The sequence below is a fragment of the Chitinophaga sp. genome, from assembly GCF_035564935.1.
In the GTDB taxonomy this organism is placed as follows: domain Bacteria; phylum Bacteroidota; class Bacteroidia; order Chitinophagales; family Chitinophagaceae; genus Chitinophaga.
This window is the reverse complement of sequence record NZ_DATMTE010001103.1, coordinates 15302-35118: the sequence shown is the minus strand read 5'-3', so window position 1 is coordinate 35118 and position 19817 is coordinate 15302. Positions and strand designations below refer to the sequence as shown.

The following is a 19817-nucleotide window of genomic DNA, read 5'->3' as shown; positions in this document are numbered from 1 at the left end:
GCATTATTCAGCGTACTGTCGGTACTGCCGGTTTTAGTGCTGCTGCCGTTGTTGCAGGCTGTAAGCGCAGCTGCAGCAGTGGCGCAAAGGAGGAATTTTTTCATCGCAGGAGGATTATTGTTGTTTTTCAAAAGCCTGTGTAATATACTATTTAATTATTTTCTTTATTTTTGCCACTCATTAATTAAAACTGCAAACACTTGCGCCATGTAATCTCACAGGCATATTAACGTATTCCTTTCGCCGTTCCTTCCCGGAACAGGCCTGTGAAACTATTGTTTAATTTAAACCCTGATAACATGGCGATTTCTCAGAAATATGGCCGTACCTGGCATTACCCGTTTTCACCCGGTACTACAAGCGATGACCGTATCCGGCATGAATACTGGCATTCGCTGCAACAGATCCCGGTGCTGATCCATACGGAAAAGCTGGACGGTGAAAATAATTGTTTATCCCGCTATGGGGTATTTGCGCGCTCACATGCAGCGCCCACTACATCCCCGTGGACGGAAACCATTCGCCGTTATTGGCAAAGTATAAAAAACGACCTGGGTGATCTTGAGATCTTTCTTGAGAATCTCTACGCCGTGCATTCCATTGAATACCACAACCTGGATCATCACTTTTATGTGTTTGGCATCCGGGAGGGGGATCAGTGGCTCAGCTGGGAGGAAACCGGCTTTTACGCGGCTATGCTTGGCCTGCCGCTGGTGCCGGAAATTAAGCGTATAACGCCGCCGGCTGTACGCCGCGATTTTGAGCAGGAGATGCTTTCACTGGTGAAAGGCTCCGGCGCTTTTGATCCGCATGATGTGCATACCGGTCTGCCGGCTACCATGGAGGGGATCGTATCGCGCAATGCCAACGGCTATGCTGTGAGCGATTTTGCAGATAATGTGTTTAAGTATGTCCGCAAAGGGCACGTAAAAACAGACCAGCACTGGACACGCCACTGGCGCCGTGCCAGGTTAAACAACGAAGGAGGTAATTATGTGGCAGCTCAGTGAAAATAAGGAGTGGTCGCACCTGGAACATACATTTGAATGGGTGCGCGTAATGCGGGAAGTGCCGCAGGATGCGCGGCATCATGCAGAAGGTAACGTGGCCGTACACACGCAGATGGTGCTGGAAGCGCTGCAGCAATTGCCTGCCTGCAGGGAATTGCCGGCGGCAGACCAGGAGCTGATGTGGGCAGCGGCATTGCTGCACGATGTGGAGAAATACAGCACTACCGTTATGGAGCCCAACGGAGCTATCACTTCTGCGGGCCATGCCCGCAAAGGTGAAGCGCGGGCCCGGCAGATCCTTTACCGGGAGGCGCCGGCGCCCTTTCATGTGCGTGAACAGATCGCCAAACTGGTGAGGTATCATGGCCTGCCGCTCTGGATCTTTGAAAAGCCGGATCCGCAAAAAGCCCTGATCACTGCCAGCCTTGAAGTGAATACGCAACTGCTGGCGTTGCTGGCGCGCGCCGATGCTCTCGGCCGTATCTGCAGGGATCAGGCGGACCTGCTGTACCGGTTGGATTGCTTCGAAGAACTGTGCCGGGAAAACAATTGCTGGGGACAACCGCGCCCGTTTGCCACCCCGCAGGCTCGCATGGAGTACCTGCTCAAAACAGGCGGCTCACCGGACTATGTGCCGTTTGATACGCCCCAAACCCCGGTGATCCTGATGAGCGGCTTGCCGGGCGCAGGAAAGGATACCTATATCCGGCGGCATTATCAACAACTGCCGGTCATCTCCCTGGATAATATCCGGCAGGTAATGAAAATAAGTCCTACTGATAAAAGTGGCAATGGCACAGTGATCCAGGCCGCGAAGGAACAAGCCAGGATATATCTCCGGGAAAAAAGATCCTTTGTGTGGAACGCTACCAATATCACAAAACAGATGAGGGAACAACTGATCAGTCTTTTTACAGCGTATGGGGCGGCAGTAACTATTGTGTATGTGGAAGTGCCTGCGGCGAAATTGTTGCAGCAAAACCGGCAGCGGGAGGAAATAGTGCCGGCGGCAGCGATGGAGCGGTTGATCAGGAAGCTGGAAGTGCCTACCAGTGCGGAAGCGCACGAACTGAAAATAGCAGTCAGCAGTTAGCCGTTGGCTACTGCTGACCATTGCTTTTATTAAAATTCATTCCGCCACATCATGCTCTCCACCGGTTTTACCGTGCGACCATTGTATTTGGCGTTTCCTTTTTTATTGTAGAAAGTTTCCACTTCGCCTTCTACCACGAAGTAGATGAGCTGTCCTACGGGCATACCTGCGTATATGCGTACAGGTTGTGCGCAGGAGATTTCCAGGGTCCAGGTGTTGCAGAAGCCTACATCGCCCTTACCGGCGGTGGCGTGAATGTCGATCCCCAGGCGGCCCGTGCTGGATTTGCCTTCCAGGAAGGGAACGTGTGCATGTGTTTCGGTATACTCTTCCGTTACACCAAGGTAGAGGGTACCGGGCTGTAATACAAACCCTTCTTCCGGGATTTCAAAATGATCAATTTCATTGTGTTTGCGTGCATCCAGCACACGGTCTTTGTAGGTAGCCAGGTATTTCCCCAGGTGCACATCATAGGAATTGGTACCCAGGTATTTCCGGTCATAGGGAGCAATGACGATAGTGCCTTTTTCAATTTCCTCCAATATCCGTTTGTCTGACAGAATCATGCTTAGGTTTGTTTAGTTTTAGTGAGCTGTATTGTTAGCTTTTAGTTTTCAGCTGTTAGCATTTAGTTAAAGGCGTATTGCCAAAAGCTGTTTTTTCTGCTTTTTTGCTTTAATTTGGCAAGATATGCCATTAATACGAACGATACAAATTGATCCGGAAACGAAGCTGGGTGTGTGGAAGATAACAGAAACGGAAAGCTTTTTCCAGGAGAAGGTAAATATCAGCCGGGCCATTCACCATCCGCATAAACGTTTGCAGCATTTTGCAGGCAGGTATTTGCTGGTAACGCTTTTCCCGGAGTTTCCCGTTAAGGAAATTATGGTTACAAATACCCGTAAGCCTGTACTGGCCTGCGACAGCCATCATTTTTCCATTTCCCATTGCGCTGATTATGCCGCTGCTATTGTAAGCACCAAAGCTGCGGTGGGCATCGATATTGAGGAGGTGAAACCTAAAATAGAACTGGTGTCGCATAAGTTCCTGTCGCCTGCAGAGCGGTCATTTATTGATCCTGCGCATGAGTTGCCGCACAAAACGATTTGCTGGAGCGCAAAGGAAGCCATATTTAAATGGTACGGCCGGGGAAGTGTTGATTTTAAAGAGAATATGAAACTGCATCCCTTTATTTTTCAGCAAGCCGGTTTTATTACTGCCGATTTTAACAAACAGGATACAAATACCCGGTTATATTTGCAATATATTATGGAAAATGACCTATGCCTGGCATGGACTCATCCTGCGTGAGGAAAGATTTTATTAAGCACTGTCGCGTTATTTATGAAGATTTATTTACTTGGTTTTATGGGTGCCGGAAAATCCTATTGGGGTAAACAACTGGCGGATCACTGGCAACTGCCTTACTACGACCTGGATGAGGTGATTGTAGAAGCGGAAGAAATGGCGATTGCCGACATCTTTGCCACCAAGGGGGAAGATTATTTCCGTGAGAAAGAAAGCCAGCTGCTGCGGGAATTATCACAACAGGACAACTTCCTCATCTCCTGCGGGGGGGGAACGCCCTGCTTCCAGGAGAACATGGATTTTATGAATGAACATGGCACTACTATCTGGATCAATCCCTCTGTGGAAACGATGGTAGAACGCCTGCAACGCAAGAAATTCAAACGGCCCCTGATTGCCGGCCTGGAAGATGAAGACCTGGTAGGATTTGTAGAAAAGAAGATGGCGGAGCGGCTCCCTTTCTACCAGCAATCAAGGCATATAATTACATCGGATAATATTTCATTGGATACCTTTACGCAAAATTTCTGATATGCATAAGAGTTTTTTAGTTTGGGCAGCGGTATTAGGCGCATTGGCAGTAGTTTTAGGCGCATTTGGCGCACATAAACTGAAAGAGCTGGTGCCTCCCGAAACCGTATCTACTTTTCAGACAGGCGTTACTTACCAGTTCTATCATGTATTCGCATTAATTGCTACCGGCATCTTATTTGCTCATGTGCCCGGCAACCAGCTGGTGTGGGCAGGCAGGTGTTTTATTATCGGGGTGCTGCTGTTCTCCGGCTCGCTGTACCTGCTAACCATGCTCAAAGCTACTGGTAACGTAGGTTTGAGAGGTGTCGGCATTATTACGCCCATTGGCGGCGTGTTTTTTATAGCCGGCTGGATCTGCCTGCTGGCAGGGATTTTAAAATTAAAAGCATAAAGCAGTCTCGTATATGTATAGCCGTTTTTGGGTGTTGATAGTGATTTTACTGACCGGTTCAGTGGCAATGGCACAGGATAATGCAAATATTGCCGGCAAATGGTATGGCACCTTCAAACTTTATTACGGCGATAAATACCGTATGATCATTGACCTGCAAAAGGACGGGGAAGGCTATAAGGGCACGCTCCAGCTGCCGGAAATGTCGGACAACGACTATTTTGAACTGGAAACGGTAGTATACCGGAAAGATACCCTGCTACTGCGTATTGATGCCTTACGGTTTTCCTTTACCGGCGTATGGGACCCGGCTTCAAACCAATTCAGGGGTATTACCGGCTTTGTGGATGATCAAAGTCGTTCAGACCTTGGCCGGAAAGAAATTACTGCCGCTGAAATGTATAAAAGGCCGCAGGAGCCCAAACCGCCGTTCCCGTATTACACGGAACAGGTAAAGTTCAATAATGTAAAAGACAGTGTTACTCTCGCCGGAACATTTACCCGCCCGGCTGCACAAGGCAAATACCCGGTAGTGCTGATGTTGTCGGGCTCAGGCCCGCAGGACAGGAACGAGGAAATAGCCGGTCACAAGCTGTTCCTTGTACTGGCAGATTATTTTGCACGGAATGGTATTGCCTCCCTCCGTTATGACGACAGGGGCTTTGCCGGTTCTACCGGGGACTTTGATACCTCTGATATTTATGATTTTTCGCACGATGCCCTTACAGCGTTGAAGTACCTGAAAACAAGGAAGGATGCGGATCCTGCGCGTATCGGCTTACTGGGGCACAGTGAAGGCGCCGTAGTAGCGCAGATCACAGCTGCAAACAATCCGGCCGTGGCTTTTGTAATATCGATGGCAGGCGTGGGCATCAGCGGCCGGGAACTGATAGATCAGCAATCGGTCGCCAAAGGGAAACTGGCCGGTAAATCAGATAGCCTGATCCTGGCAGACCAGGCACGCATGAAACCTTACTGGGACCTGCTGGCCAGCGACAGCGATATTACCGCTATCACACCCCGGGCGCAGGAAATTCTGAGAAATATATACCGTAACTCAAGTGAAGACGTTAAGAAAGGACAAACAGAAGATGAATTGATACGGGCATCGAATATGAGACCAGAAACTATATCGTTATTAAGATACAAGCCGCTGACCTACCTGAAACAGATCAAATGTCCGTTTATGGCTATCAACGGCACGGCAGACATACAGGTGGATGCCACCGCAAATCTGAAAGAAATTGAACGCGCATTGAACGAAAATGGTAATCTGCTCACAACAATCCGTAAGTTTGATGGATTAAACCATTTGTTTCAACGCTGCAAAACATGTGAAGTGAACGAATACGGAGAACTGGAGCAAACCATTGATCCCCTGGTCCCCGCGTTTATGGCACACTGGATCTTACAGTTGCCGCCGTCGGAGGACAGGTAGTCCCAAATCTGAAATTATAATATGTCCAAGAATAAACTGAAAACCGAAAAACCGGAAAGCAAAAAAACACCAAAAGCCCCTGCTGCGAATCCTGATGTACTGAAGAAGGACAAGGAGCCGGAGGTGAAGGTAAAAGAGCTGGTGAAAGATGAACGCACCCACAAAGTACTGGGCGTGTTTTTTCTTTTACTGTCTGTTTACTGTTTTATAGCTTTCACTTCCTATCTTTTTACCTGGGAAGACGACCAGGATAAAATTTTCCATTATTCTACCAGGGAATTATTTTTTGGAGATGTAAAAGTAGATAACCTGCTCGGTCGCCTGGGTGCTTATGTGTCGCATAATTTCTTCTTTTATGGAGTAGGTATTGCCGCCTACCTGTTCTGCTACTTCTTTTTTATTATCGGTGTAAATTTCATTGTAGGCCGCCGGGTATTCCGTATCTGGCGCAGCATAAAATATATCCTGTTCGGGTTGCTGTTCATCAGTATGACCATGGCTTTTGCGGTGGGTGGTGGCGATTTTCCCTGGGGTGGCGCCCTGGGCGATGCCCTGAGCAAATGGACCACCGGCTTTGTGGGTAAAACCGGAACGGCGCTGCTGTTACTCGTAGTGGGCCTCTCCTGGCTTATCTGGAAATTTAATTTCGACTTTAAATGGCCGGAGAAAAAGGTGAAGCCGCCTAAACCCGTTCCCGCAGCGGCGCCGGCAGCCCCTGTAATGCAATCTGCCACTGCTGCATCCACATCCGCCGCCGCAAAAGATGATCCGCGCAGGAATGGCCTCCGCGAAGAAGGCGGCGTAATGGTGATCCCTCCTCATGCAGAAGAGGAAGAGGTGGACGACCTGCCGCCTATGCAACTGGTGGAAAGGGAAGACATCACCGTGATCCCTTCCGCACATGCTGCTTATCTTCCGCCGGAAACAGCGGAGCCTTCTGCCGAAGACGAACTCCCCGATGAGGAAGAAGAGGAGGAAGACCCGGGGCCATTGCTGTATATAGAAGAAACGCCTGAACAACCTTTGGCCCCTGCAGGCAAAAAGAAAGGGGAACCAGTGGAGGTGACCTTCGAAATAAAACCCACCTACCAGGACGAAGAAGACGAAGTGGAAGAAATAGCGCCGGTAAGGCCGGTAGAACCGGTGGATCCTTACGATCCGTCGCTGGACCTGAGAGATTATAAATTCCCTACGCTGGATCTGCTGGAAAATCACAATGCAGATAAAGTAATTGTACAGGATACCTCCGAACTGGAAAAGAATAAGAACCAGATCATTGATACCCTTAAGAACTACGATATCTCTATCCAGAAGATCAGCGCTACCGTAGGGCCCACTGTTACCCTGTATGAAATAGTACCGGCGGCGGGTGTCCGTATCTCCCGTATTAAGAACCTGGAAGACGATATCGCGTTGAGCCTGTCGGCCCTGGGAATCCGTATCATTGCGCCCATCCCCGGGAAAGGCACTATTGGTATAGAGGTACCCAATGTGAAGAAAACCATTGTATCTCTCAAAAATATGCTGGCGTCGGAAAAGTTCCAGACCAGCACCATGGACCTGCCTATTGCCATCGGCAAAAAGATCGACAATGAAAACTTCATTGCCGACCTGGCAAAAATGCCGCACCTCCTGATGGCAGGTGCTACAGGTCAGGGTAAATCCGTTGGTATCAACACTTTGCTGGTATCGCTGCTGTACAAAAAGCATCCTTCACAGCTGAAGTTTGTGCTGGTAGATCCAAAGAAAGTGGAGCTGTCGCTGTACAAGCTTATTGAAAAGCACTTCCTGGCTAAATTACCCGGCGAGGACGATGCCATTATTACCGATACCAAGAAGGTGATCCATACGCTCAACGCGCTTTGTATTGAAATGGACCTGCGCTACGACCTGCTGAAGGAAGCCGGTACCCGTAACATCCGTGAATACAATAACAAATTCACCCAGCGCCGTTTGAACCCGCTGAAAGGCCACCGCTACCTGCCGTTCATTGTGCTGGTGGTAGATGAGTTTGCGGACCTGATCATGACGGCCGGTAAGGAAGTGGAAATGCCGATTGCGCGTTTGGCCCAGCTGGCCCGTGCCGTGGGTATCCACCTGATCATTGCCACGCAGCGCCCGTCAGTAAACATTATTACCGGTACCATCAAGGCCAACTTCCCGGCCCGTGTGGCTTTTAAGGTGTCTTCCAAAATAGATTCCCGTACCATCCTGGATATCGGCGGCGCCGAGCAGCTGATAGGGCAGGGGGACATGCTGGTTTCCTTCAACGGGGAGCTGGTGCGCTTGCAATGCGCCTTTGTGGATACGCCGGAAGTGGAAAGCGTGGCGGAATTTATCGGCAACCAGAAGGGCTATCCAGATGCTTTCCTGCTGCCGGAGTATGTAGATGATAAGGACCCGGATGGCCGGGAGCTGAGTATTGCCGACAGGGACCCGCTGTTTGAAGAGGCCGCCCAGGTGATCGTTACCACCCAGCAGGGCTCCACTTCACTGCTGCAACGCCGGATGAAACTCGGCTATAACCGCGCCGGACGCCTTATGGATCAGCTGGAAGCCGCTAACATAGTAGGTCCCAATATGGGCAGTAAAGCCAGGGATGTGCTCGTAAAAACGGAAAGCGAGCTGAACGAAATCCTTAATAATTTGTTATAATATGTTAAAGCCGGTGGAATTTATTACCCTTTTTCAGGAAATATGATCAATTTTGCACCCTGTAAAAACCTACACGGCTATACCGGCATGGCATTTGTCTTTGTTGGATAGCACAAACTAAAAAAAACTACGATGAAGAAATTTGTATTAACCGGAATGTTGTTGAGTGGTATTGTTTTCAGCGGCATGGCACAATCCAGGGGGGCTTCAGATCCAAAGGCAAAAACCGTTCTGGATGGTGTTAGTAATAAATTCAAATCCTTAAAAACAGTAGTCGCTAATTTTGTATTAAAGATAGAAGGCGCCAATAACAGTGTATCTGATTCTAAAAAAGGGATCGTTTATCTGAAAGGCGCCAAGTATAAAGTAACGCTGCCCGGACAGGAAATTATCAGCGATAACAAAACCTCCTGGACATACGCCAAAGATGTGAATGAAGTAACCGTGAATAACGTGGATCAGGGCAGCGGCGCCATGACGCCGGCCAAACTGTTCACCAACTTCTACGACAAGGATTACCTGTACAAACTGGAACCGGAAAGCACGGAGAAAGGAAAGGTGTTGCAGAATATAGAGCTTACACCTACAGATAAATCCAAGAACATTTTTAAAGTGATTGTTTCTGTAGATAAAAAGAACCAGAGCATTGCCAAAATGAAGGTGTTTGAGAAGAATGGTAATCATTATACCTACGAAATCACCAACTTTACACCAAATACCAACCTGAGCGATGCTACCTTTACTTTCGACGCCAAGAACTATCCAGGCGTAGAAGTGGTAGATCTCCGCTAGTATAAGATTTTCAGTATAAAGGCCACCGGAGCGCAGATAACCGCGGTAAATACACCAAATACCGCCGTTGTTTCCGCTCCGGTGGCTTTTTGCAATAGGCTTTGTGCTTTCTGCTTATTTATTTACCTTTGGCAAGTTCAATTTAAAATTAAACAATATGGCATACGACGTAATCGTAATTGGTAGTGGGCCCGGCGGATATGTGGCTGCTATCCGTGCTTCTCAGCTGGGATTTAAAACTGCAGTAGTTGAAAGAGAGAGTCTGGGTGGTATCTGTTTAAACTGGGGCTGTATTCCAACGAAGGCTTTGTTAAAAACGGCACAGGTTTTTGAATATACGCAGCATTCAAAAGATTATGGTATCACGGTAAGTGATGCAAAGGTGGATTTTGAAGCGGTGATCAAACGTAGTCGCGGTGTTGCCGATAAAATGAGCAGGGGCGTTCAGTTCCTCATGAAGAAAAATAAGATCGACGTGTTAATGGGCAATGGAAAGGTAAAATCCAAAGGCCAGGTGGAAGTAACCGATAAAGACGGTAAAGCCACTGTACACGAAGCAAAACATATCATTCTGGCTACAGGCGCACGTGCACGTGAACTGCCTAACCTGAAAATTGATGGTAAAAATGTAATCGGCTACCGTGAAGCCATGGTGCTCCCGCAGCAGCCTAAATCCATGATCGTGGTAGGTTCCGGCGCAATCGGCGTTGAGTTTGCCTATTTCTACGCTACCCTGGGCACTAAAGTTACCATCGTTGAGTTCCTCCCGCGCATTGTACCGGTAGAAGATGAGGATATCTCCAAAGAACTGGAAAAAATATACAAAAAGAAAGGCATCGAAATCATGACCAACTCTTCTGTGGAAGCAGTAGAAGCAAGTGGTAACGGTGTAAAGGCAAAAGTAAAAACCCAGACCGGCGAAATCACCCTGGAAGCAGATGTGGTACTGAGCGCGGTAGGTATTGCTGCCAATATTGAAAACATCGGCCTGGAAACACTGGGTATCAAAACCGACAAGGGCCGTGTACTGGTGGATAAATATTACCAGACAAATATCCCGGGCGTTTACGCCATTGGTGATATGGTTCCTGGTCAGGCACTTGCACACGTAGCTTCCAAAGAAGGTATCGTTTGCGTGGAAGCCATTGCATACAACGAAAAGAAATATGCACACAAACCAGAACCGCTGGACTACATGAACATCCCAGGCTGTACCTATTGCGCGCCTGAAATTGCTTCTGTGGGTTATACTGAAAAAGCAGCAAAAGAAGCCGGTTACGAAGTGAAAGTGGGTAAATTCCCATTCTCTGCTTCCGGTAAAGCTTCTGCAGCCGGTGCTACTGAAGGTTTCATAAAAGTGGTCTTCGATGCTAAATACGGCGAGTGGTTAGGCACGCACATGATCGGCGCCAACGTTACTGAAATCATCGCTGAAACAGTAGTAGCGCGTAAGCTGGAAACTACTTACCAGGAAGTGCTGGATTCCATCCACCCGCACCCAACTATGAGCGAATCTGTAAAAGATGCCATAGAAGTGGCTTACGGCGAAGCAATTCACCTTTAATTTTATTTTATTGTAAGTATAGAAACAGCTGTTCCGGTTTACCGGGGCAGCTGTTTTGCTTGGATACATATGTTATACCCGTGTAGTTGCTAGTGTTGTTTTACTATTTGTGTGGAATAGATCCGTTTATTATCTGCATAAATACTACAGTTATAAATACCATTCGCCAACTGTTGCACTTCAACTGTTTCCTGGGTGGCTTCAAGGTTGCGTTGCAATACCACCCGCCCGCCCATATCTGTGATCACCAGTTTGCGGCTGCGCAGGGTGGCATCTAAAACGGTGAACTGGCTGCTCACGGGGTTGGGGAAAAGCAGGATATGGTTATCTGCAATAATGCTAACGGTTACAGCATCCGCATAGATCACCTGTCCGCCGTTGGTAAGCAGTTTTACCCGGTAGCGCAGCAATCCTTCCGGCGCGCTGTTATCGAGGTAATTGAAGTTCATAGCGTTGCCAACGGGCTGTTGTTCCAGGGTTAACCAGCCTTCGGGGGTGAGCCGCTCCCAGTAAACCGTTTGCAGCTGCCAGGTACTTCCCAGTGTAAGCGACAATGCTACTTTATTGTCGGTGGTAGGATCGGCCAGCAGGGTTTGCACATAGCACCCAACGCCCTGTTGCGTATAGTTAACGGCATAGCTGCGAATACCTGTCCACCCGGCAGGAGCAACAGCGCTTACTGCAAAGTATAACGATGCGGCGGTGGCTTTGTGAATAAAAATAAATGTATCGCGCACCTGCTGGTATGGCGCCAGTGCTGTATTGCCCATGGTGTATAACTGGTAAGCTGCGGCTCCGGGCTGCCCGTTCCAGTACAGCAGCACGGTATCTGTGCAATTGAATCCTGCGCGCATGGTAAGCACCGGTGAAATATAAAAAGACTGGCTGATAAACGAGGTATCCGTTAACGTTAGTTTCAACATAGCCATACCAAATATATCCGGCGCCACCCATTGATACTGCCCGTTTTCCACGGCAAGGTTTTGCACTACAGGCAACCAGGTACGGCCACTGTCGATGCTATAGGAAAGCTCACTGTTGCCTGTATACGTGGTTTGCCATTGTAGTGGCAGCGCCCGCCCGGCGGTAGCTACGGCGCCCGTTGCGGGATTTTGCCACTGGAAAGTGTTGGCAGGGATCATTTCATAGGCCAGGTAAAAAGGTTGTACGCCGGCAGCCATCTTCGTGCCGGATACATTTATCCGCATATTACCTGCTACAGGATGTTCAATACTGATCTGTTCTGTATTGTTGATACTGTCCCTGCCGCGCGTTGCGGGCAGTTTCAGGGAATCGGCCGATGGATAGCTACTCAGTATCCAGGGCAACCATAACCTGCCATCCCGTGTAGTGGCTGTTACATCAAGATCGTTTACAAGCGCTTTAACGGCGTTTACTGCCGCCGGCGGATCATTCCAGCATAATGTTATTTTCACTTCCTGTATGCCTTCCGGAATGGTGATATCAAAGGTGGCAGCTGTATGGTTGCTCACATTTCCCTGCAACAGCCGGTTGGCCTGTATCGTTTTCATGGCGGCATAGGCATCCAGGCTGCCATATCCGCCTCCAAATGATGGATGTATGCCTGCGGGCCGGGAGGCGCTGTTAATGATAACTGCCTTAAGAAGGGCGGAGGAAGCAGCGTTGCCGTGCAACATGCGCCATGTGTCCTGCAACAGGGCTACTACGCCGCTCGTAAGCGCGGCAGCGCCGGAAGTACCGTCTTCACCATAGGCGGTAACATGCGGCACCATACGGCTGTCGTAAGCAGGGCCTTTGGAGCTTAGCCCCATTACCCGGGCGGCATTGTCTGTACCGCCTGCAACAATGATATTTTTAGCCTGCTTGAAGTTGCCGGATAAATTGGCGTAGCCTGTAATGCCCTGGTAACGCCCGCCTGCCGCAGGCAACGTACCGATATTACCGGAAGAATATACATGCGTGATAGTATCTGATGTATAGATCTGCTGATCGTAAGCTACTGCTTCCGCGCCGTAATAGTTTTCGATGCCGGTGCCGTAAGAATGGTTTTGCACGGTAGCGCCGGATTGACGATAGTATGCATCTTCATCAGGAAATAAGCTGCTGTTGTAATCAGATGAGCTCAGTTTTACCCCGGGAGCTGCACCTTTACCCCCGGCGCCGCTGTTGCCTGCGCCACCGATCAATGTAGCCATGATCAGGGCATGGGCAGTATTGAGGGGGGAGTTATAGGAAGATGGAACATACCGCCCCTGCAAATCGATGTCGGAAGTATCAAACATATCCTCTTTAACGGAAACGGTTATACGTAGCCCGGTGATAAGGGGAAACTGCTGTTGTGCAAACGTGATCCGGTTCAATACCATGTTACCGGTATTGATAATGATTTCAGGAGAAGGCCGCCGGATAAGGTCTGCAAACTGTATAGCAGGCTGACTGATAAACAGTGCCCAGTCCAGCTTTTTAACTTTTGCAACTGCTACATGGTATTGGGTGGAATACGATAGTATACGTGCATGCATCAATTGTTTTTCTGGAGGGAGATATGATACCTGTGTGAGAATACTATCGTGTGCAGCTGTTTTTTCCAGCTGTTGCAGCAGCGGGATGCTTGCTTTGAAATTATAACCTGCGCTCTAACAATAAAGAATGGTACTGTCGTTTGGTGCATGTTGCAGTATATAATGGTAACGGGAAATCGGTTGCATAAGTCCCCATTGCTGTAGTTGCCGTTCATCCGGCAGCTCCGAAAACTTTACCAGGAATGGCCCGCTTTTCCGTTGCAGGGAAAAAGTATCTGTGGCATACCGCTGCACTATGCTGTCGGCATAGTACTGCTGCTGCGCTTTTGCATAGTAACAATAACATAACTGCAAAAGCAGCATAAGCCATATTTGAAAGGGTTTTATCCGCATGGAGGCGTTGGAAAATGGTATGCGATTTTGGTTTTAGTGTTGCCACCTAAAGCTACTGTATTTAGTTTTTCAACACAATTTTTTATCATCTCCACAACAAAAATTTTTTTTAAATAAAACGAATGTTGTAATATTGAAACAGGAAATCCTTAAGATAAAATTCAACAAAATCTGAGCAACGATCTGTAAACTGTTTCACAAACAATCAATTTGTAGAGCAAGTCTGAATCGCCGGAACAGCCGGTATCACTGAATCATCACCAACCCATTAAAATCTGATGCTATGCTATAGCAGGCATATTAGCTATTGTATGTACCCGAAAACGAGTGCACTGTGTAATTGTAGTTTTCAGGAAGATAATCAAAGCTAAACGATGGCATTTGCGGCAGGATAATGAAAAAGCAACTGTGTTTCATGCATAGGGCTGTTGCTGTTTCATGCCTGGTTCAATCGCAGATCGGCACAGGTATTAGTAGTGTTAACAATTGCTTGTTTACAGGAACAGGCGAAAGGATATCTTTTTTTAAAACCTGAACAAAATCTCAATTCTTTTTCTAAACAAAACCAAAAATCTGAACTATGAGAACACAATCAATTCCTGTACTCTGCTGTATGGCAGCGGCTTTCCTCTTTGCGTCCTGTCAGAAGAACGACGCGAAAAAAGAAGCAAAGCCAGATCCCGTATCAGCAGAAGTGTTAGCCCAGATCAAAGCAAACGGCTTCAGTACAGAGAACGTGGTGAAAACCGAAGATGGCTACCTTGTGGAAGGCGACATCCTGCTTACAGATGAGCAGTTGAATGTGATAATTAACAGCCCTATTTTAAGAATTGCCAAAACAGAGCAGTACCGCACCAATTACCTGGTAACGGCATTACCCCGCGTTATTAAAATTAAGGTAACCGGCCTCGGTTCCGCTTTTATTGCCGGCACGGACACGGCTATTGCGCGCTACAACAGGTTAGGCTTACGCATGACCTTCCAGCGTGTAACCAGCGGCGCTGCCAACATCACCATCAAGGGATTTAACCAGGGACCTAGTGGCGGTTACATTACGCTGGGTTCTTCAGGGTTCCCCACCAGCGGCGGCAATCCTTACAGCACCATTAAAATGAACACCAACCAGTATGCTTATGGATCCAATCCAAACGTACTGTATGTGGGCTCTGTGATCCAGCATGAAATTGGCCACTGCATTGGTATGCGCCATACCGATTACATGGACCGTTCCTACAGCTGCGGCGGTACGCCAACAAACGAAGGCGCCAGCAATATAGGCGCAGTGTACATTCCGGGAACTCCATCCGCACCGGATGCCAACTCCTGGATGCTGGCCTGCTCCAATGGCGGCAACCGCACGTTTAACGCCAACGATATTATTGCACTGAATTACCTGTATCACTAATCGTTGCATGAGCTGATCTGTTGAAGTATTTCCGGGGCCGGGATTTTTTGTTGCAGGAAAAGGATTTCCTCCGTATTCTTTGCTGAATTAAATTTTCTGTGGCCATCTATTCCGCTCCGGAAATGCTATTCTCCGGTACATAATGCCTGTTCATCTATCCTTTTTGCTGATCTGTTACAGAATCAAAATCTTTATAACAGATCAAAAATGATAAGATGGAAAACACCCGTAAACAATTCCTGAAACAATTGTTCATCAGCGCTACGGCTGTGCCTGTGCCGGGCTTCAGCGACACTACAGATACGTTTATCTTAGAACTGAACGATGATATATCTATCTGTAATTATAGTGAGGAATCCTGAAATAAACATCTCCCTGAAAAAATAAAACAACAAAACACAAATCAATATAATCATCTTAATCCCGGTTCGTCATTTATCACTATAAATCTGATCTCCATCGGTTATACCTGTAATTGTAAGGAAATAGCGTAGGCGCCGTTATCTTCACTGATCTGCAATTCATATTTATCGGGGTACAGGTGATCCAGTCGTTGCCGGGTATTGGCAATGCCAATACCGGTGCGGCTTGTATCCGGCGTTATCCTGAATAATTTATTACTGCAGTAAAAATGGATCCTGTTACCGGATGTTTGCAGCAGGATATTGATTTCCGAAGGTTCATGATTGCTGACCCCGTACTTAAATGCGTTTTCAAGGAATGGGAGTAGTACCAGCGGGGCAATGCATTTGATGCCCGGGCTGCCGGTAACAGCGAAATTGACTTTTGTTTTGGTAGTGAGCCGGAGTTTCTGGAGATCGATATAATCCCGCAGGCATTCAATTTCGCTTTCCAGCAGCACATAATCATCTCTCGTGTCTTCTGTAACATAGCGCAGCATGTTGGACAGCTTTATGATGCTCATAGCGGTATTATCGCTGCGGGTGATAGCGAGGGAATAAATATTGTTGAGGGTATTGAACAGGAAGTGTGGATTGATCTGGGCTTTGAGGAACGACAGCTCCGCCTGTGTTTTCCGGGTTTCTGCGTACAGCGCCCGTTTTTCGGTTTGGCGCCACCGGTGCGTGGTTTCAATGGCGATACTGAGTGCAATGGTGAGCAGGAAAAGGAAGTCGCTCACAATATCCACCCGTACGGGCGGTTTACCGGGTGGCTCCATGGCTTCCGGTCGCGGGCCTGGTTGCCTGCCTGGTGGCGTTGGCGGGCGCCACCGGGTTTCCATGTGCGGATGCCGGAGCCTTGAAAACAGGTGGTCGTAGGGGCGCATATAGTTCACCATTACCAGCAACAGCAGTACTGAAAGGAAATAAAGGACGTATTGTTTCCGGAAGTACAGCCTGGGGAAGAGGAAAGTAGTGTGAAAGTAAAACAGTGCTACGTACGTTACCAGGAACACCAGGTAATCTGTTGAAAACAGGATGGAGAGTGCTTTACGGTCGCCCGTTTGCCCGCTGATGAACAGCAGGGGTAAACCCAGGCATATCAGCCACCCCGTGATGTGTGCGATTACTACCGAAGATTTTAAGCGGAACATTTGCGACAGATAGATATGGGGCTGAAATTCAGACTTTCTTACCGGATAGCGATTGCTTTCTCTGTAAATCGCTGGTTTACGTCGATGAATGATCGGAAACACCGGGTTATCTTTTCGTCGCTGCCCGAATTATAGTAAATTGCCTCTTTTATAAAAAGAATATCAGATATGTTGCAACGAATCGTGAAACCGGTGCTATTAATGGTACTTCTCCTCGTACTGGCCAGGCACACTTACGCTACCGAGGGAATGTGGCTGCCGCAGCTGCTTTCCGGTCTTAATGAGAAAGAGATGAAGGGCATGGGCATGAAAATCACTGCCGCGGATATCTACAATATCAACAAAGGCAGTCTGAAAGATGCTATTGTGAGTTTCGGCGGTTTTTGTACGGCGGAAGTGATTTCGGAGCAGGGATTGCTGCTCACCAATCATCACTGTGGCTATGATGCCATCCAGAAGCATTCCTCCCTGCAGAATAACTTCCTGGAAAACGGCTTCTGGGCAAAGTCGGCTGTGGAAGAGCTGCCTAACCCCGGTTTATTTGCCACCTTCATTGTACGTATCGATGATGTTACCAAAGCGGCCCTGCAGGATGTAAAGGCCGGTATGAGCGAAAGAGAGCGGCAGTCGGCCATCGATAAGCGGTTGAACGAGATCCGGCAGCAGGCCCGCCACGAAAGCTGGCAGGAAACCATGATAAAGCCTTTTTATGAAGGCAACCAGTATTTCCTGTTTGTAACGGAAACTTACCGGGATGTACGCCTGGTAGGTGCACCGCCTTCTTCCATCGGTAAGTTCGGGTCCGATACGGATAACTGGGTTTGGCCGCGTCATACAGGCGATTTTTCCATGTTTCGCATCTATGCCGGTAAGGATGGCCGCCCGGCGCCTTATTCAAAGGATAATGTGCCTTTAAAGCCCAAATATGCCCTCACCATTTCCCTGAAGGGCGTAAAACAGAACGATTTTACGATGGTGATGGGTTTTCCCGGCCGCACCACCGAATACCTGCCTTCTGAAGGCGTAAAACAAACTGTGGAAGTACTGGATGCCGCTAAAGTGGAAATGCGCGACGCAGCTCTCAAGATCATGGATGGCTATATGCGCAAGGATCCGCAGATAAAGATCCAGTACGCCGCTAAATTTGCCGGTACGGCCAACTACTGGAAGAAGTGGATGGGAGAAATGCAGGGCGTAAAACAAACCAATGGCATAGGCAAAAAATTACAGTACGAAGATACCTACCGGCAACAGCTGGAAAACAATCCCGCATGGAAACAAAAATACGGCGGTGTGCTGGACTCTCTCAACGGCTACTACCAGCAGGTTCAGCCTTATGCCCAGGCCCGCGATTACTACAGCGAGCTGGTTAGGAATGTAGAACTGTTCACCGTAGGCGACCGCCTGATCAGTTTCCTCAACGATGTGCATGAAAGGGGAGAAGCGCAGTATGAAACCATGCGGCAGCAGTTCCTTACTTCCATGCAGGGATTTTACCAGAACTATAATGCCAATGTGGATCACGATGTGGCGGTAAGCCTGATTGCCCTGTATGCCAAAGGTGTGCCCGCACAATTTGCAGGGGCGGAATTTGCACAGATCTGGCAGGAGAACAATAAAAACAGCCGCGTATTGTCCGATAAACTGTATGCAGCATCCGGGCTAACGTCTATGGATAAACTCACTGCTTTTGTGCAGCAGCCATATAATACGGTAGTAGCGCAGATGTGGAAAGATCCGGCTACCCGGCTGGTAATGGCCATGCGCAAAGGTTATGTGGATAATATAAGCCGCCCGCTGGCCGATCTGCAATCCAATATCAATAACCTGCAACGCACCTATATGCAGGCGCAGATGGATGTAATGGGCAGCAAAAAAGTTTTTTATCCCGATGCCAACAGCACACTGCGGGTTACTTACGGAAAAGTAGACGGGTACAACCCGCGTGATGCCATTCACTATGATTTTTATACCTACCTCGATGGCGTCATGGAAAAATATATCCCGGGGGATTACGAATTTGATGTGCCGGCGCGTTTAATAGAGCTTTACAAAAAGAAAGACTACGGCCGTTATGGAGTGAATGGTAAAATGCCGGTTTGCTTCATCGCCTCTAATCACACTACCGGCGGTAACTCCGGAAGCCCAGCACTGGATGCTTATGGCCGACTGATAGGGCTGAACTTCGACCGGACCTGGGAAGGCACCATGAGCGATATCAATTTTGATCCGGCCATTTGCCGTAACATCATGGTGGATATCCGCTATGTACTGTTTATTGTAGACAAATACGCCGGCTGTACGCGACTGATCGATGAAATGAAGCTGCTATAGTTCCTGCTCGCCTTTGGCGAGCTAAGCGGATTTTGTCTGACTCAGGATTTTGATGATTACACTGATTTGATTACTTTGGATTTAAAATGATTCGGGGAGATTTAAGCGGATACTTTCGCTAAAATCTCCCCAAATCATTTTAAAAATCATTACAAAATCAAATCAGCGTAATCAGCGAAATCATCAAAATCAGTGAGTCAGACAAAATCAGTGAGTCAGACAAATTCCGCGGAATTATATAAAACATAGCATTAATTCTATAACTGCCCGCCCCGTTTACATCGTATTTTTACACCAGACTTTATCAACAAATAAAAACAACAAACATGAAAAAGATATTATTGGCAGGCATCGTATTGGCAGCTGCATTTATGCAACCCGGAATGGCACAGGGTAAAACTGTTTCCCCACAGCTTTCTCCCTTGCTTTCTTTATATTACAATATTAAAGACGCATTGGTAAGCGGTAATGCAGGCGTGGCTGCGGCCAAAGCAGATGAGTTTGTAAGAGCCGCCGCCGGTGTTGATATGTCGTCTATGCCACCTGCCGTTCACGATGCTTATATGCCGCTGGCTGCAAAGCTGCAGGGCGGCGCCAAAGCTATCGCTGAAGCAAAAAACATCAGCAAACAACGGGAACAGTTCAAAACATTTTCTGATAACTTTTACCAGCTGGCTAAAGCAGTACCGCTTTCAGGACAGCCGGTGTACCAGGAATATTGCCCCATGAAAAAAGCGTACTGGCTGAGCAGCAGCAACGCCATCAAAAATCCTTACTTCGGCAGCCAGATGCTGACCTGCGGTAAAGTAAGCGACACCATTCAATAGTTTTTAATGATTAG

18 protein-coding genes are annotated in these 19817 nt (G+C 48.0%); 13 read left to right on the top strand and 5 right to left on the bottom strand.

Going from position 1 to position 19817, the window contains the following annotated elements; all coding sequences use genetic code 11:
* Positions 1-104, bottom strand: a 104-nt coding sequence (locus tag VN105_RS29860) for a lipoprotein (RefSeq protein ID WP_414647274.1), incomplete at its 3' end; no start/stop codon positions are given.
* 195 nt (positions 105-299) lie between these two features.
* Between VN105_RS29860 and VN105_RS28560 the strand changes: the two genes are divergently transcribed.
* Both VN105_RS28560 and VN105_RS28555 read left to right on the top strand, forming a co-directional pair.
* Positions 300-1010 (top strand): RNA ligase family protein, encoded by a 711-nt coding sequence (locus tag VN105_RS28560; protein ID WP_325646698.1) that lies wholly within the window; start codon positions 300-302, stop codon positions 1008-1010.
* A complete protein-coding gene (locus tag VN105_RS28555) occupies positions 994-2103 on the top strand; it encodes an AAA family ATPase (RefSeq protein ID WP_325646696.1) in 1110 nt (369 codons plus the stop codon). The genes VN105_RS28560 and VN105_RS28555 overlap by 17 nt, the downstream gene beginning before the upstream one ends.
* 29 nt (positions 2104-2132) lie before the next feature.
* On the opposite strand, the gene dcd is transcribed toward VN105_RS28555, so the two are convergent.
* Positions 2133-2669: a dCTP deaminase gene (gene dcd, locus VN105_RS28550; protein ID WP_142687570.1), complete on the bottom strand. Its 537-nt coding sequence runs from the start codon at positions 2667-2669 to the stop codon at positions 2133-2135.
* 124 nt (positions 2670-2793) lie between these two features.
* On the opposite strand from dcd, the gene VN105_RS28545 reads away from it, so the two are divergent.
* From VN105_RS28545 to lpdA, 7 genes are all read left to right on the top strand, one after another.
* Positions 2794-3414: a 4'-phosphopantetheinyl transferase family protein gene (locus tag VN105_RS28545; RefSeq protein ID WP_325646693.1), complete on the top strand. Its 621-nt coding sequence runs from the start codon at positions 2794-2796 to the stop codon at positions 3412-3414.
* Between the two features lie 57 nt (positions 3415-3471).
* On the top strand, positions 3472-3942 hold the full coding sequence (locus VN105_RS28540) for a shikimate kinase (protein WP_325646692.1): 471 nt from the start codon (positions 3472-3474) through the stop codon (positions 3940-3942).
* 1 nt (position 3943) lies between these two features.
* Positions 3944-4336: a DUF423 domain-containing protein gene (locus VN105_RS28535; RefSeq protein WP_325646690.1), complete on the top strand. Its 393-nt coding sequence runs from the start codon at positions 3944-3946 to the stop codon at positions 4334-4336.
* Positions 4337-4349: 13 nt separating this feature from the next.
* Positions 4350-5774 (top strand): alpha/beta hydrolase family protein, encoded by a 1425-nt coding sequence (locus tag VN105_RS28530; RefSeq protein ID WP_325646688.1) that lies wholly within the window; start codon positions 4350-4352, stop codon positions 5772-5774.
* Positions 5775-5795: 21 nt separating this feature from the next.
* Positions 5796-8429, top strand: coding sequence for a DNA translocase FtsK (locus tag VN105_RS28525; protein ID WP_325646686.1), 2634 nt, complete (start codon positions 5796-5798; stop codon positions 8427-8429).
* Between the two features lie 132 nt (positions 8430-8561).
* Positions 8562-9221 (top strand): outer membrane lipoprotein carrier protein LolA, encoded by a 660-nt coding sequence (locus VN105_RS28520; protein WP_325646684.1) that lies wholly within the window; start codon positions 8562-8564, stop codon positions 9219-9221.
* Positions 9222-9378: 157 nt separating this feature from the next.
* On the top strand, positions 9379-10785 hold the full coding sequence (gene lpdA / locus VN105_RS28515; protein ID WP_325646682.1) for a dihydrolipoyl dehydrogenase: 1407 nt from the start codon (positions 9379-9381) through the stop codon (positions 10783-10785).
* Positions 10786-10874: 89 nt separating this feature from the next.
* On the opposite strand, the gene VN105_RS28510 is transcribed toward lpdA, so the two are convergent.
* Together VN105_RS28510 and VN105_RS28505 are read right to left on the bottom strand one after the other, a co-directional pair.
* Positions 10875-13289 (bottom strand): S8 family serine peptidase, encoded by a 2415-nt coding sequence (locus VN105_RS28510; RefSeq protein WP_325646680.1) that lies wholly within the window; start codon positions 13287-13289, stop codon positions 10875-10877.
* Positions 13290-13403: 114 nt separating this feature from the next.
* A complete protein-coding gene (locus VN105_RS28505) occupies positions 13404-13652 on the bottom strand; it encodes a hypothetical protein (protein WP_325646678.1) in 249 nt (82 codons plus the stop codon).
* 610 nt (positions 13653-14262) lie between these two features.
* On the opposite strand from VN105_RS28505, the gene VN105_RS28500 reads away from it, so the two are divergent.
* Positions 14263-15087, top strand: coding sequence for a M57 family metalloprotease (locus VN105_RS28500; protein ID WP_325646676.1), 825 nt, complete (start codon positions 14263-14265; stop codon positions 15085-15087).
* Positions 15088-15302: 215 nt separating this feature from the next.
* The gene (locus VN105_RS28495; protein WP_325646674.1) at positions 15303-15449 is read left to right on the top strand and encodes a hypothetical protein; all 147 of its coding nucleotides are present in this window, start codon (positions 15303-15305) and stop codon (positions 15447-15449) included.
* Between the two features lie 101 nt (positions 15450-15550).
* Here the strand turns inward: VN105_RS28495 and VN105_RS28490 are convergent, their stop codons facing one another.
* The gene (locus VN105_RS28490; protein WP_325646672.1) at positions 15551-16642 is read right to left on the bottom strand and encodes a sensor histidine kinase; all 1092 of its coding nucleotides are present in this window, start codon (positions 16640-16642) and stop codon (positions 15551-15553) included.
* Between the two features lie 168 nt (positions 16643-16810).
* On the opposite strand from VN105_RS28490, the gene VN105_RS28485 reads away from it, so the two are divergent.
* Positions 16811-18976 (top strand): S46 family peptidase, encoded by a 2166-nt coding sequence (locus tag VN105_RS28485; protein ID WP_325646670.1) that lies wholly within the window; start codon positions 16811-16813, stop codon positions 18974-18976.
* Positions 18977-19302: 326 nt separating this feature from the next.
* Entirely contained in the window at positions 19303-19803 is a 501-nt protein-coding gene (locus VN105_RS28480; RefSeq protein ID WP_325646668.1) for a DUF3347 domain-containing protein, read from the top strand.
* Positions 19804-19817 lie beyond the last annotated feature (14 nt).